Origin of the sequence: Azotobacter bryophylli (assembly GCF_042643485.1) — a bacterium.
GTDB classification, from domain to species: Bacteria; Pseudomonadota; Gammaproteobacteria; order Pseudomonadales; family Pseudomonadaceae; genus Azotobacter; species Azotobacter bryophylli.
The window spans coordinates 1-13773 of record NZ_JBHRSJ010000006.1 but is presented as its reverse complement, the minus strand read 5'-3'; the positions used below and the strand labels follow the sequence as shown (position 1 = coordinate 13773).

At 68.7% G+C, this 13773-nt stretch carries 10 protein-coding genes and 2 pseudogenes; 10 read left to right on the top strand and 2 right to left on the bottom strand.

Translation table 11 applies throughout. From position 1 onward, the window contains the following. From treS to ACFOJE_RS03595, 9 genes are all read left to right on the top strand, one after another. Positions 1 to 3318 (top strand): maltose alpha-D-glucosyltransferase, encoded by a 3318-nt coding sequence (treS, locus tag ACFOJE_RS03635; RefSeq protein ID WP_377812906.1) that lies wholly within the window; start codon positions 1 to 3, stop codon positions 3316 to 3318. Then, complete coding sequence (gene glgB / locus ACFOJE_RS03630; protein ID WP_377812905.1) at positions 3315 to 5525, top strand: 1,4-alpha-glucan branching protein GlgB; 2211 nt, start codon at positions 3315 to 3317, stop codon at positions 5523 to 5525. The genes treS and glgB overlap by 4 nt, the downstream gene beginning before the upstream one ends. A 98-nt stretch (positions 5526 to 5623) precedes the next feature. Further along, complete coding sequence (locus tag ACFOJE_RS03625) at positions 5624 to 6154, top strand: hemerythrin domain-containing protein (RefSeq protein WP_377812904.1); 531 nt, start codon at positions 5624 to 5626, stop codon at positions 6152 to 6154. Between the two features lie 347 nt (positions 6155 to 6501). Then, complete coding sequence (locus ACFOJE_RS03620) at positions 6502 to 6720, top strand: 4Fe-4S binding protein (RefSeq protein ID WP_377812903.1); 219 nt, start codon at positions 6502 to 6504, stop codon at positions 6718 to 6720. 24 nt (positions 6721 to 6744) lie between these two features. Further along, on the top strand, positions 6745 to 7590 hold the full coding sequence (locus tag ACFOJE_RS03615) for an electron transfer flavoprotein subunit beta/FixA family protein (protein ID WP_377812902.1): 846 nt from the start codon (positions 6745 to 6747) through the stop codon (positions 7588 to 7590). Positions 7591 to 7600: 10 nt separating this feature from the next. Further along, complete coding sequence (locus ACFOJE_RS03610; protein WP_377812901.1) at positions 7601 to 8683, top strand: electron transfer flavoprotein subunit alpha/FixB family protein; 1083 nt, start codon at positions 7601 to 7603, stop codon at positions 8681 to 8683. A 12-nt stretch (positions 8684 to 8695) separates the two neighbouring features. Then, a complete protein-coding gene (locus tag ACFOJE_RS03605) occupies positions 8696 to 9994 on the top strand; it encodes an FAD-dependent oxidoreductase (protein WP_377812900.1) in 1299 nt (432 codons plus the stop codon). A 10-nt stretch (positions 9995 to 10004) separates the two neighbouring features. Then, positions 10005 to 10289 (top strand): ferredoxin family protein, encoded by a 285-nt coding sequence (locus tag ACFOJE_RS03600; RefSeq protein WP_377812899.1) that lies wholly within the window; start codon positions 10005 to 10007, stop codon positions 10287 to 10289. An 11-nt stretch (positions 10290 to 10300) separates the two neighbouring features. Beyond that, positions 10301 to 10771 (top strand): ferritin-like domain-containing protein, encoded by a 471-nt coding sequence (locus tag ACFOJE_RS03595; protein ID WP_377812898.1) that lies wholly within the window; start codon positions 10301 to 10303, stop codon positions 10769 to 10771. A gap of 7 nt (positions 10772 to 10778) precedes the next feature. Here the strand turns inward: ACFOJE_RS03595 and ACFOJE_RS03590 are convergent. Together ACFOJE_RS03590 and ACFOJE_RS03585 are read right to left on the bottom strand one after the other, a co-directional pair. Further along, positions 10779 to 11465: pseudogene (locus ACFOJE_RS03590) on the bottom strand (response regulator); the annotation flags it as partial. Next, positions 11462 to 12931: a DUF4118 domain-containing protein gene (locus ACFOJE_RS03585; protein ID WP_377812897.1), complete on the bottom strand. Its 1470-nt coding sequence runs from the start codon at positions 12929 to 12931 to the stop codon at positions 11462 to 11464. The gene ACFOJE_RS03585 and the pseudogene ACFOJE_RS03590, both read right to left, overlap by 4 nt. 219 nt (positions 12932 to 13150) lie before the next feature. Here ACFOJE_RS03585 and ACFOJE_RS03580 point away from each other — a divergent pair. Then, positions 13151 to 13773 (top strand): annotated as a pseudogene (locus ACFOJE_RS03580) (hypothetical protein); the annotation flags it as partial.

Genomic DNA, 13773 nt, shown 5'->3' with positions numbered 1-13773 from the left:
ATGGCCCAACCGACCCCGTCCGCCGCCTTCATCGAGGATCCGCTCTGGTACAAGGACGCGGTGATCTACCAGGTGCACGTCAAGTCGTTCTTCGACTCCAACAACGACGGCATCGGCGACTTCCCCGGGCTCACCGCCAAGCTCGACTACATCGCCGACCTGGGCGTCAACACCATCTGGCTGCTGCCGTTCTACCCCTCACCGCGCCGCGACGACGGCTACGACATCGCTGAGTACCGCGGCATCCATTCCGACTACGGCAACCTGGCCGATGCCCGCCGCTTCCTCGGCGAGGCGCACAAGCGCGGGCTGCGGGTGATCACCGAACTGGTCATCAACCACACCTCGGACCAGCACCCCTGGTTCCAGCGGGCGCGCAAGGCGAAGAAGGGCTCGGCGGCGCGCAACTTCTACGTCTGGTCGGACAGCGACGAAAAGTACCCGGACACCCGGATCATCTTCCTCGACACCGAGAAGTCCAACTGGACCTGGGACCCGGTGGCCGGGCAGTTCTACTGGCACCGCTTCTACGCGCACCAGCCGGACCTGAACTTCGACAACCCGCAGGTGATGAAGGCGGTGCTGCGGATCATGCGCTACTGGCTGGACATGGGCGTCGACGGCCTGCGCCTGGACGCCATTCCCTACCTGATCGAGCGCGACGGCACCAACAACGAGAACCTGCCCGAGACCCACGCGGTGCTCAAGCGCATCCGCGCCGAACTCGACGCCCACTACCCGGACCGCATGCTGCTGGCCGAGGCCAACCAGTGGCCGGAGGACACCCAGCCGTATTTCGGCGGCACCCCGGAGGGCAGGGGCGACGAATGCCACATGGCCTTCCACTTCCCGCTGATGCCGCGCATGTACATGGCCCTGGCCCAGGAAGACCGCTTCCCGATGACCGACATCCTGCGCCAGACCCCGGAGATCCCGGCCGACTGCCAGTGGGCGATCTTCCTGCGCAACCACGACGAGCTGACCCTGGAGATGGTCACCGACCGCGAGCGCGACTACCTGTGGAACTACTACGCCGCCGACCGCCGGGCGCGGATCAACCTGGGGATACGCCGGCGCCTGGCGCCGCTTCTGGAGCGCGACCGGCGGCGCATCGAGCTGCTCAACAGCCTGTTGCTGTCGATGCCCGGCACGCCGGTGATCTACTACGGCGACGAGATCGGCATGGGCGACAACATCTACCTGGGCGACCGCGACGGCGTGCGCACGCCGATGCAGTGGAGCAACGACCGCAACGGCGGCTTCTCCCGCGCCGACCCGGCCGGCCTGGTGCTGCCGGCGATCATGGACCCGCTGTACGGCTTCCAGAGCGTCAACGTCGAGGCCCAGCAGCGCGACAGCTATTCGCTGCTCAACTGGACCCGGCGCATGCTCGCCGTGCGCAAGCAGCAGAAGGCCTTCGGCCGCGGCGTCCTGAAGCTGCTGGCGCCGGCCAACCGGCGGGTCTTCGCCTACCTGCGCGAGTACCACGCCGACAGCGCCGGCGAGACCATCCTCTGCGTCGCCAACGTCTCGCGCTCGGCCCAGGCGGTGGAGCTGGACCTGTCTTCCTACGCCGGCATGGTGCCGGTGGAGATGACCGGCGGCAGCGCCTTTCCGCCGATCGGCCAGTTGCCCTATCTGCTGACCCTGCCGCCCTACGGCTTCTGCTGGTTCCTGCTGGCTTCCGCCGCGCAGATGCCGAGCTGGCACCACAAGCCGGTGGAGACCATGCCCGAGTTCCGCACCCTGGTGATCAAGCGCCTGGACAACCTGCTCGAACCCCTCAACCGGCGCATCTTGGAAAAGGAGGCGCTGCCGGCCTACCTGCCCAAGCGCCGCTGGTTCGCCAAGGACACCCCGCTGGAGAACCTGCACATCGTCTACACCCTGGCCTTTCCCACCACGCCGCGGCCGGTGCTGTTCTGCGAGATCGAGGTCGGCCCGGAGGGCAACCGCCAGCGCTACCAGCTGCCGCTGGGCTTCCTGCCGGAGGAGGAGTTCGGCAACGTCCTGCCCCAGCAGCTGGCCCTGGCCCGGGTGCGGCGCGGCCGGCGGGTGGGATTGCTGACCGACGGCTTCACCCTCGAGGGCTTCGTCCGCGCGCTGATCCCGGCCCTGTGCGAACGCCGCGTGCTGCCCCTGGAGCAGGGCGAGCTGCGCTTCGTGCCGACGCCCCCGCTGGCGGAGATCAACCTGCCGGCGGACGCGGAGGTGCGCTACCTGTCGGCCGAGCAGTCGAACAGCTCGGTGGTGATCGGCAACGTCATGGTGCTCAAGCTGATCCGCCGGGTCATTCCCGGCGTGCACCCGGAACTGGAGATGGGCCTGTACCTGACCCTGCACGGTTTCAACCACATCGCCCTGGTGCTCGGCGAGGTCTGCCGGGTGGACGCCGAGGGCCGGGGCACGGTGCTGATGATGCTGCAGCGCTACCTGGAGAACCAGGGCGACGCCTGGGAGTGGACGCAGAACACCCTCGACCGCGCCATCCGCGACGAGCTGGCCGGCGGCGAGTCGAGCCTGGAGAACCAGTACAGCGCGCTCAAGGAGCTGGAGCGCTTCGCCGCCCGGCTCGGCCAGCGCCTCGGCGAGATGCACCAGACCCTGGCCGCGCCGACCGACGACCCGGACTTCGCCAGCCTGCCGACCGGCGCCGAGGATGCCGAGCGCTGGGCCGGCAGCATCGGCGCGCAGCTGGAGCGTGCGCTGCAGATCCTCGAGCAGCGCCAGGCCGACCTGGAGGAGGCCGACCGCAAGGCACTCGGGGACCTGCTGCAGGAGCGCGACGCCCTGCTCGCGCAGGTGCCCGAGCTGGCCCGGCGCTGCATCGGCGGCCTGCGCTTCCGCGTGCACGGCGACCTGCACCTGGGGCAGGTGCTGGTGGTGCAGGGCGACGCCTACCTCATCGACTTCGAGGGCGAGCCGTCGCGGCCGCTGGCCGAGCGGCGCGACAAGCTCAGCCCGTACAAGGACGTGACCGGCATCCTGCGCTCGATCAGCTACGCGATGGTCATGGCCGTGCGCAACGCGCAGAGCGCCGACAGCTCCCCCGAATCCCACCTGGCCCGCCAGCGCATCGCCGCGCTGTACCAATACAACGCGCGCAAGGCCTTCCTCGGTGCCTACCGCGAGGCGGCGGCGGGCATCGGCCACGCCTGGGGCGAGGACGGCGAGGAGGCGGCGCTGGCGCTGTTCAGCCTGGAGAAGACCGCCTACGAGATCGCCTACGAAGCCGAACACCGGCCGGCCTGGCTGAACGTGCCGCTGCAGGGTTTGGTGAAGCTGACGCACCAGTTGATCGACGGAGACCTGCCATGAGTGCCTCTATGCCCCAGACCTACCCGGGCGACGCCCTGCTGCCCGGCGAGGACGACGTGGATGCGCTGATCCGCGGCGAGCACGCCGATCCCTTCGCCATCCTCGGTCCCCATGCCGACGGCGAGGGGGCGATCGTGCGGGTCTATCTGCCCCACGCGGTGGCCGTCGACCTGCTCGACCGGGCCGGCGGGAAGCTGGCGGACATGGAACCCAGCCGCGTGCCGGGCCTGTTCGTCCAGCGCCTGGAACGGCAGCAGCCGTACCTGCTGCGGATCCGCTGGGCGGAAGGCGAGCAGGTCACCGAGGACCCCTACAGCTTCGGCCAGCTGCTCGGCGAGATGGATCTCTACCTGTTCGCCGAGGGCAACCACCGCAACCTGGGCCAGGTCTTCGGCGCCCAGTGCCTGACGATGGAGGGCGTGGCGGGCGTGCGCTTCGCGGTGTGGGCGCCGAACGCCCGACGGGTCTCGGTGGTCGGCCCCTTCAACGGCTGGGACGGCCGCCGCCATCCCATGCGCCTGCGCCATCCGGCCGGGGTCTGGGAGCTCTTCATCCCGCGTCTGGCGCCGGGCGAGCCTTACAAGTACGAGCTGCTCGGCCAGCACGGCATCCTGCCGCTGAAGGCCGACCCGGTGGCCCTGGCCACCGAGGCGCCGCCGAATACCGCCTCCAGGGTCGCCAGCCCCCTGGCGCACGACTGGCAGGACGACACCTGGCTGCAGCAGCGCGCCGCCCGCCAGGGCGCGGACGCGCCGCTGGCCATCTACGAGCTGCACGTCGGCTCCTGGCGCCGGGAAGGCGGCGAGGGCGGGGCACTGCTGAACTGGCGGCAACTGGCCGAACGGCTGATCCCCTACGTGATCGAGACCGGCTTCACCCACATCGAGCTGCTGCCGATCATGGAACACCCGTTCGGCGGCTCCTGGGGCTACCAGCCGCTCTCGCAGTTCGCCCCCAGCGCCCGCTACGGCTCGCGGGAGGACTTCGCCGCCTTCGTCGACGCCTGCCACCAGGCCGGCATCGGGGTGATCCTCGACTGGGTGCCGGCGCACTTTCCCACCGACGCCCACGGCCTCGCCCGCTTCGACGGCACCGCCCTGTACGAGTACGCCCATCCCTTCGAGGGCCTCCACCAGGACTGGGACACCTTCATCTACAACCTCGGCCGCACCGAGGTGCACGGCTTCATGATCGCCTCGGCGCTGCACTGGCTGCGCGAGTTCCATGTCGACGGCCTGCGCGTCGACGCGGTCGCCTCGATGCTCTACCGCGACTACTCGCGCAACGCCGGCGAATGGATTCCCAACCGCCACGGCGGGCGCGAGAACCTGGAGTCCATCGAGTTCCTCCGCCACCTGAACGACGTGGTCAAGACCGAGGCGCCGGGCGCGCTGGTCATCGCCGAGGAGTCCACCGCCTGGCCGGGGGTCAGCAAGCCCGTCGCCGAGGGCGGCCTCGGCTTCGACTACAAGTGGAACATGGGCTGGATGCACGACACCCTGAAGTACATGGGCCAGGACCCGATCCACCGCCGCCACCACCACGACCTGATGACCTTCGGCCTGATCTACGCCTTCTCCGAACGCTTCATCCTGCCGCTTTCCCACGACGAGGTGGTGCACGGCAAGCGCTCGCTGATCGACAAGATGCCCGGCGACCGCTGGCAGAAGTTCGCCAACCTGCGCGCCTACCTGTCGTTCATGTGGACCATGCCGGGCAAGAAGCTGCTGTTCATGGGTGGCGAGTTCGGCCAGTGGCGGGAGTGGAGCCACGACCACGAGCTGGACTGGTACCTGCTCAACTACGGCGACCACCAGGGCCTGCAGCGCCTGGTCAAGGATCTCAACCGGCTCTACCGCCAGGAGCCGGCCCTGCACGTGCAGGACTGCGTGCCGGCCGGCTTCCAGTGGCTGGTCGGCGACGACCGGCACAACAGCGTGTTCGCCTGGCTGCGCTGGAGCCCCACCGGCTACCCGCTCATGGTGGTCGCCAACTTCACCCCGGTGGTGCGCCACGGCTACCGCATCGGCGTGCCCAGCGGCGGGCAGTGGCTGGAAGTGCTCAACAGCGACGCCGAGTTCTACGCCGGCTCCAACGTCGGCAACGCCGGCGGGGTGATCGCCGACGACCTCTCCAGCCACGGCCAGCCGCATACCCTGACGCTCAACCTGCCGCCGCTCGGGGTGCTGATCCTGCGGCCGGAGTGACGCGCCCGGACGGGCGTCTCGGTTCCGCGTCCTGCGCTAGGCTGAGAGGAGTCGGGCGGACCGTCCTGCGGGCCGCCCAGTCGTCACGGGAGCCCTCCATGAGTCAGGCCATCGATGTGCTGCGCAGCGAACACCAGGCGATCGCTTGCATTCTCAAGATCCTCCAGCGCATGGCCAACCGGGCGCGGCTGGGCACCGCGAGCGGCGCGGACATCGGCGCGCTGCTGGACTTCCTGTGGGACTTCGTCGACCAGTGCCATCACGGCAAGGAGGAGGGGCTGCTGTTCCCGGCCCTGCGACGGAGCTGCGTGGAACAGGGCTGCGAGCTGATCGGCGAACTTTCGGTCGAACACCAGCAGGGCAGCTTCCTGCTGCGCGCCCTGCGCCAGGCGGTCGAGCCGGTCTTCGACGGCGAAGCCTTCGCCGCCGCCACCCGGCAATACGTCGAGTTCACCGAGCGGCACATCGCCAAGGAGAACGCGGAGCTCTTCCCCCTGGCCCTGCAGATCCTCCGTCCCGACCAACTGGACGCCATGCAGCGCGACTTCGCCGCCTTCGAGCTGAAGACCGTCGGCCGGGAGCGCAGCCAGCAGCTGCACGAGCAGATGCGGTGCTGGCAGGGCGAGTAGGCCGTTTCCGCCTGCCCGATTCCGCCTTCGGGTTTTCTCCCCCCGGCGCCGGCCCGGCTTTTCTTTATTTGCCCCTTTTCCGCATTCGAAACTTCGAACTTCGAAAACTGTTTTCGCCCCTCTTTCCGCCATATCCGGAGGGCCGGGGAAAGTTCGCGGCCGATCTGGCGCGAAGATGACCAAAAGCGTTTTATGGGTTGTTCCTAGTATAAAGACAACAACGAACAACTTATTGATTAATAAGGCTTTTTATATTGTTTTTATATAAAAATCGTCCAAAAAAGGCGGTGGCACAGGCGTTGCAAATTCATATCCGTCCCGTTAGCCGATATTCAGGAGATTTGATCATGGCTTACAAAATCGACGGTTCCCAATGCACCGCCTGCGCCGCCTGCGAACCCGAATGCCCCAACGACGCCATTTATGAAAAAGGCGGCGTGTTCGCCATCAAGGCGGACCTGTGCACCGAATGCGTCGGTCATTTCGACGACGCCCAGTGCGTGGCCAACTGCCCGGTCGACTGCATCGTCATCGACAAGAGCGTTCCGCGCTACCAGGCCGTCTGATCCCCCGTTTTCGGAGCGCCAAGCATGCACAGCGTCGTCTGCATCAAGCAGGTGCCGGACTCGGCCCAGATCCGGGTGCACCCGGTCACCAACACCATCATGCGCCAGGGAGTTCCGGCGATCGTCAACCCCTACGACCTGTTCGCCCTGGAAGAGGCGCTGCGCCTCAAGGACCAGTTCGGCGGCACGGTCACCGTCGTCTGTATGGGGCCGCCCATGGCTGAGGCGGCGCTGCGCAAGTGCCTGTCCTTCGGGGCGGACGACGCCATCCTGGTGTCGGACCGGGCCTTCGCCGGCTCCGACACCCTGGCCACGTCCTATGCGCTCAGCGCCACCATCCGCAAGATCATGGAGGACATGCCGGTCGACCTGATCTTCACCGGCAAGCAGACCATCGACGGCGACACCGCCCAGGTCGGGCCGGGCATCGCCAAGCGGCTGGGTTACCAGTTGCTGACCTACGTCTCCCGGATCGTCGATCTGGACGTGGCGAACAAGGAGATCCAGGTGGAGCGCCGGGCCGAGGGCGGCGTGCAACTGATCAAGACCTCCACGCCCTGCCTGATCACCATGCTCGAAGGGACCAACGAGATGCGCTTCGGCGATCTGGACGATCTGTTCCGCGCCGCCCGCCACGAGCTCAAGGTCTGGGACCGCGAGGCCGCCGGCATCGACGCCGTGGAGATGATCGGCCTCAAGGGCAGCCCCACCGTGGTGAGCAAGGTCTTCGCCCCCCGGCCGCGCAGCAAGCGGGCCGAGATGATCGAGGTGCGCGACAGCGAGCCGAAGAACCTGGCCGTGACCCTGCTGGCCAAGCTGTTCACCCAGCACCCGAAGCTGGAACAGGAAATCGCCAAGCGGGCGGTGTGAGGAGAACGAGATGAGCGAACAAGCGAAAAAGCCGGCCAAGAAGAAGGTCGCGCTGGACCCCCGTTTCGTCGATTACCGTCATGTCTGGGTCGTCGTCGAGAGCGAGCGCGGCGAGGTGCATCCGGTGTCCTGGGAACTCCTGGGCGAAGGCCGCAAGCTGGCCGACGCCCTCGGCGTGGAGCTCTGCGGCGTGGTCATCTGCGGCCCCGGCGAACGCGGCCGGGGCATCTGCGGCGAGGCCTTCCAGTACGGCGCCGACAAGTGCTACCTGGTCCAGGACGAGGTCCTGCGGGACTACCGCAACGACCCCTACACCAAGGCGCTCACCGACCTGGTGAACCGCTACCAGCCGGAAGTCCTCATGCTCGGCGCCACCACCCTGGGCCGCGATCTGGCCGGCTCGGTGGCCACCACCCTGGGCACCGGGCTGGTGGCGGACTGCACCGAGCTGGTCATCGACATCGAGACGCGCAACCTCGCGGCCACCCGGCCGACCTTCGGCGGCTCGCTGCTGTGCACCATCATGACCCAGCGTCACCGGCCGCAGATGGCCACGGTGCGGCCGCGGGTGATGGCCATGCCGGAGGCGTCCGCCGGTCGCCAGGGCGAGATCGTCGAGGTGCTGTTCTCGATGATCGAGACCTCCATCGTCACCAAGGTGCTGGAGTTCATCCCCGACGACACCCGCGACAAGCCCAACCTGCCGTTCGCCGACATCATCGTCGCCGGCGGGCGGGGCCTGCGGAGTCAGGAGAACTTCCAGCACGTCTGGGACCTGGCCCGGGTGCTGGGCGCCGAGGTCGGCGCCTCGCGGCCGGTGGTGCAAGCCGGCTGGGCCGAACTGGACCGCCAGGTCGGGCAGTCCGGCAAGACCGTGCGGCCCAAGCTCTACATCGCCGCCGGTATCTCCGGGGCGATCCAGCACCGGGTGGGGATGGACGGGGCCGATGTGATCGTCGCCATCAACAGCGATCCCAACGCGCCGATCTTCGACTTCGCCCACTACGGCATCGTCGGCAACGCCACGGCGATCCTCCCGGCCCTGACCGAGGCCTTCAAGGCCCATCTGGCCCAAGCGAAAAAGACCGGCTGACAGGAGAACACCATGGCTGAAACATTCGACGTGATCGTGGTCGGCGCCGGCATGGCCGGCAACGCCGCCGCCTACACCCTGGCCAAGGGCGGGCTGAAGGTGCTGCAGATCGAGCGGGGCGAGACCCCCGGCTCGAAGAACGTGCAGGGCGCCATCCTCTACGCCGACGCCATCGAGCGGATCGTCCCCGACTTCCGCGAGGACGCCCCGCTGGAGCGGCACCTGATCGAGCAGCGGGTCTGGGTGATGGACGACGCTTCCTACATGGGCACCCACTACCGCTCCGAGGACTTCAACAAGCCGCCCTACAACCGCTACACCATCATCCGCGCCCACTTCGACCAGTGGTTCAACAATAAGGCCCGCGAGGCCGGGGTGCTGACCATCTGCGAGACCACGGTGACCGAGCTGCTGCAGGAAGGCGGCAGGGTGGTGGGCGTGCGCACCGACCGCAAGGGCGGCGAGATCCGCGCGGCCGCGGTGATCCTCGCCGACGGGGCGAATTCGCGCCTGGCGGTGAAGGCCGGCTTCCAGCCGGAGGTCAGGCCCGAGAACGTGGCCCTGGCGGTGAAGGAGATCCACTTCCTGCCCCAGGAAACCATCGAGTCCCGCTTCAACATCGGCGAGGACGAGGGCGTGGTCATCGAGATGGCCGGCAAGATCAGCGCCGGCATGATGGGCACGGGCTTCCTCTACACCAACAAGGAGTCCATCACCCTGGGCGTCGGCTGCATGCTCTCCGACTTCAAGGAGCAGAAGGTCACCCCCTACGAGTTGCTCGACCGGATGAAGGCCCACCCCTCCATCGCGCCGCTGATCGCCGGCAGCGAGATGAAGGAATACGCCGCGCACCTGATCCCCGAGGGCGGCTACAACGCCATTCCCCAGGTCTACGGCGACGGCTGGCTGATCGCCGGCGACGCCGGCCAGTTCGTCAACGGCATCCACCGCGAAGGCTCCAACCTGGCCATCACCACCGGCATGCTGGCGGCGCAGACCCTGGTGGAGCTGAAGGCCGCCGGCCGGCCGTTCAGCGCCGTCAACCTGGCCGCCTACAAGCGGAAGCTGGACGACAGCTTCGTCATGAAGGACCTGAAGAAGTACCGGCGTCTGCCGGAGATCTTCCACCACAACAAGCATTTCTTCACCACCTATCCCGAGATCTTCTCCAAGGCGGCGCAGACCCTGATCCGGGTCGACGGCGTGGACAAGAAGAGCAAGGAAAAGGCCATCAAGCAGAGCTTCATCGCCTCCCGCTCGCTGCTCGGGCTGATCGGCGATGCCTTCAAGTTCTGGCGCGCTGTCGAGTAAGGGGGCTGCCATGTCGAAGATCGAAGAGAAACTGTTCCAGGACCGCTACCGGGTCGACGCCGGTCGGCCGCATATCCGCATCAAGGACGCCGGGCTGTGCCGCGACTGCCGCAACCAGCAGTGCACGGTCTGCTGCCCCGCCGGCTGCTACAGCCGCGAGGCCGGCGGCCAGGTGGCGCTGACCACCGACGGCTGCCTGGAATGCGGCACCTGCCGGATCATCTGCGACGAACACCGCAACGTGGAGTGGGAATGGCCCCGCGGCGGGTTCGGCATCCTGTTCAAGTTCGGCTGAGGAGGCAGGGGATGGACGACATTCATCGCTTTCTCGCCCACGCCATCCGGCTGGAGACGGACTCGGCGCGCCGCTACGAGGAACTGGCGGAGGCCATGCGCACGCTCGGCGACCGGGAAGTAGCGGACTTCTTCCGGGAAATGGCGCACTACTCGCGATTGCATCTGAACGACGCCATGACCCGCGGCGGTTTCCATTCGCCGCCGGAGCTGGCGCCCGGGGAATACCGCTGGCCCGACGGCGTGAGCCCGGAGGCGGCCGGCTGGGGTGGGGTGGACGGCTACATGGATGTGCCCGCCGCCCTGGAGCTAGCCCTCGACGGGGAACGGCGCAGCTTGGAGTTCTACCGGGGGATCGCCGCCGACACCGGCAATCCCAAGGTCGGGACGCTGGCACGGGCGTTCGCCGACGAGGAGGCCGGGCACGTCGCCCAGCTGGAGGCGCGGCTGGCCAGGGTGGCGGCCGGCCGCACGGGCGCGTGAAGGGGCAGGGCTGGAAGCGGTAGCCGACGCCGATCTCGGTCAGCAGGTGGCGCGGCTGGGCCGGGTTGTCCTCGATCTTCTGCCGCAGGTGGCCGACGTAGACCCGCAGGTACTGGTGGTTCTCCACCGCCTGGCCGCCCCAGATCTGCAGCAGCAACTGGCGGTGGGTCAGCACCCGGCCCGGGTTCGAGGCCAGCAGAATCAGCAGGCGGTACTCGATCTGGGTCAGGTGCAGGGGCTCGCCGCCGCGGCTCACCTGGCGCCGCACGCAGTCGATCAGGCAATCACCGAAGCGGATCAGCGGGTCGGCTTGGCCGCGCTCCAGCTGGCTGCGGCGCAGCAGTGCACGGACTCGGGCCAGCAGCTCGGAGACGCCGAAGGGCTTGGTCAGGTAGTCGTCGCCTCCGGCGTCCAGCGCGGCCACCTTGTGGGCCTCCTGGCTGCGCGCCGAGAGGATCAGGACGGGGACCCGGGACCAGGCCCGATAGTCGCGGATGAAGTCCACGCCGTCCCGATCCGGCAGCCCCAGGTCGAGGATCAGCAGGTCCGGCTTGCGTGCGCCGGCCTCCACCGCGCCCTGGGTCGCCGTGCCCGTCTCGATCACGGTGTAGCCTTCCCCTTCCAGGGTGGCGGCGACGAATTCCCGGATCTGCCGGTCGTCCTCGACCAGCAGGATGTTGGCGGTCTCGCTCACGTTGCTTCCTCCAGTTCTTCCAGCGCGGGCGGGTTGCCGATGGGCAGGCGCAGGCGGAAGCAGGCGCCGCCGCCCAGGCGGTTCTCGGCCAGGACCTGCCCGCCGTGGGCTTCGGCGATGCCGCGGGCGATGGCCAGCCCCAGGCCGACCCCGGGGATGCTGGATTCCGCCTGCCCGCGGCGGAACATGCCGAACAGCTCCTCGCCGCCCTCCGCCGGCAGGCCGGGGCCCCAGTCGCAGACCATCACGTCCAGCCACTCGCCGACCCGGCGCACCACCAGCTCCACGGGGGTGTCGGCCGGCGAGTACTTGATCGCGTTCTCCAGCAGGTTCCACAGGACCCGCTCCACCAGCACCGCGTCGAAACGCAGGGGCGGCAGGCCGGCTGGGATGTCCAGGGTGACCTCGCGGTCCTTCCAGTGGCTGCGGACCTGTTGCAGGGTCGCCCCGATCACTTCCTCGATGGGTTGCCAGGCCTCGTTCAGCTCGATGCCGCCCGAGCGCAGCCGGGCCATGTCCAGCAGGTTGGTGACCAGCTGGTTGATGGACAGGGCCTCGTTGCGCAGCGCCGCCAGCATGCTCTTCTGCCGCTCCGGCGAGGCCTTGCCCAGGCCCAGGGTGTCGGCCAGGCCGACCATCACGGTCAGGGGCGTGCGCAGGTCGTGGGATAGCGCCGAGAGGATGGAGTTGCGCAGCGATTCGGTGGAGCGGCGCATCTCGGTCTCCCGGGCGACCTCGGCGAAGTAGGTGCGCTCCAGGGCCACCAGCACCACCGACGAGGCGGTTTCCAAGAGCTCCCGGGTGGCGCCGGCCCCGGCCGCCGCGCCGGGAATCTCGCAGGCCAGCAGGTAGCCGCGGCCGGCGGCGGCCAGCAGGGGCACCAGCACCAGCGAACGGTCCGGCCCGGCGCCGGCGCTCAGCAGCGGATGGCGGGCGGCCAGCACCGCCTGCAGCAGGGCCGGCGTGAGCGGCGCCGGCGGTTCGGCGAAGGCGCTCTGCGGGACGATCCGCACCTCGCGGGCCTGCAGCACGGTTTCCAGAAAGTGCCGGGTGATGCCTTCCACCTCCGCCGGGGTCTGCGCCGCCGTCAGGTGCCGGGCCAGATCGTAGAGGGCCCGGGCCTGGGCCTCGCGGGCCTGCACCTGTTCGGCGTGGGCCTTCAGCGAGGCGGTGAGATGGCCGACCAGCAGGGCCACCACCAGCATGACCCCGGCCGCCAGCAGGTACTGGAGCTCGGTGATGGCCAGGGAAAACAGGGGCGGGACGAAGACGTGGGCGTAGAGCAGGGCGCTGGCCAGTGCCGCGGCGATCGCCGGGCCGCGCCCGTAGCGGCTGCCGATGACGACCACCAGCAGCACGTAGAGCAGCGCCGTGTTGGACAGGTCGATGTCCGTCTGCAACGGCAGCATGAGCAGGGTGAGGCCGGCGCTGAGCAGCAGGGCGGGCAGGAACGGGCGAAGGGTCACGGCGATAGGGCACCACCCGGAAGACATGCAGGCGGCCATCGTATCGGCATCGGTATAAAAACGGCGTAAAAATCCGCGCGACGGCCCGGGGCCGGCGGTCGGGAGGCGGGACGCCGGTCGCCGACCGACACATCGGGGGCGGGGCAGGCGGCATCTTTGTGGTAGAGTTCGCGGCTTTTTCCGCCGCACCACGTCGAATCAACGCATAGGTAACACCGTTTGGAACACAAACCTCTCGTCGAGCGTTTGTGGGGCATCGTTCGCACCCACAGTTTTGCCGTCTTCGAATCTTCCCTGCGCGAGGCCTGCCCCGACGGCTCGCTCCAGGCCCTGGTCGGCGCCCTGCGCCATCTGGCTGATGCCGATCAGCACGGGCTCGCCCAGGAGTTGCTGGGCGAATCCCTGAAGAACCACGTCGCCTCGCCGCAGATCCTCTGGCGTCTGGAGCTGGTCCTGCTGCTCGGCCAGACCGGGGCCGGCGGAGCCGCCGGCGTCGAGGATCTCGCGGCGTTCAAGAAGCGGGTGAAGGAGCTGGTCCTCGCCGAGCGCCTGGACGACGCGATCGCCTTGGTCAGCGTGGCCGCCGGAACCGGCGCGTCTCCGACGCTGTACGAGCTGCTCGGGCGCCTGTACCTGAGCCGCGCGGCCGCCGACGGCACCGATGCGCCGGCAGCGAAGCCCGTCGCCGCGCCGCTGGAAGAGGCGGTCGCCGAGGCGAAGGAGGCGGTCGCGCCAGCGGCACCTGCACCGGCGCCCGTCGCGCCCGCTCCGACTCGCCCGCTGCCGGCCCGGGCCGCGCCGGCGGCGGAAGCCCCGCGCGCTGCGGCCGCCCCGGTCGAGCC

What these genes read in the sequence shown, in the direction of transcription:
- treS (WP_377812906.1), top strand. Translation starts at nt 1, where the DNA reads ATGGCCCAACCGACCCCGTCCGCCGCCTTCATCGAGGATCCGCTCTGG.
- glgB (WP_377812905.1), top strand. Translation starts at nt 3,315, where the DNA reads ATGAGTGCCTCTATGCCCCAGACCTACCCGGGCGACGCCCTGCTGCCC.
- ACFOJE_RS03625 (WP_377812904.1), top strand. Translation starts at nt 5,624, where the DNA reads ATGAGTCAGGCCATCGATGTGCTGCGCAGCGAACACCAGGCGATCGCT.
- ACFOJE_RS03620 (WP_377812903.1), top strand. Translation starts at nt 6,502, where the DNA reads ATGGCTTACAAAATCGACGGTTCCCAATGCACCGCCTGCGCCGCCTGC.
- ACFOJE_RS03615 (WP_377812902.1), top strand. Translation starts at nt 6,745, where the DNA reads ATGCACAGCGTCGTCTGCATCAAGCAGGTGCCGGACTCGGCCCAGATC.
- ACFOJE_RS03610 (WP_377812901.1), top strand. Translation starts at nt 7,601, where the DNA reads ATGAGCGAACAAGCGAAAAAGCCGGCCAAGAAGAAGGTCGCGCTGGAC.
- ACFOJE_RS03605 (WP_377812900.1), top strand. Translation starts at nt 8,696, where the DNA reads ATGGCTGAAACATTCGACGTGATCGTGGTCGGCGCCGGCATGGCCGGC.
- ACFOJE_RS03600 (WP_377812899.1), top strand. Translation starts at nt 10,005, where the DNA reads ATGTCGAAGATCGAAGAGAAACTGTTCCAGGACCGCTACCGGGTCGAC.
- ACFOJE_RS03595 (WP_377812898.1), top strand. Translation starts at nt 10,301, where the DNA reads ATGGACGACATTCATCGCTTTCTCGCCCACGCCATCCGGCTGGAGACG.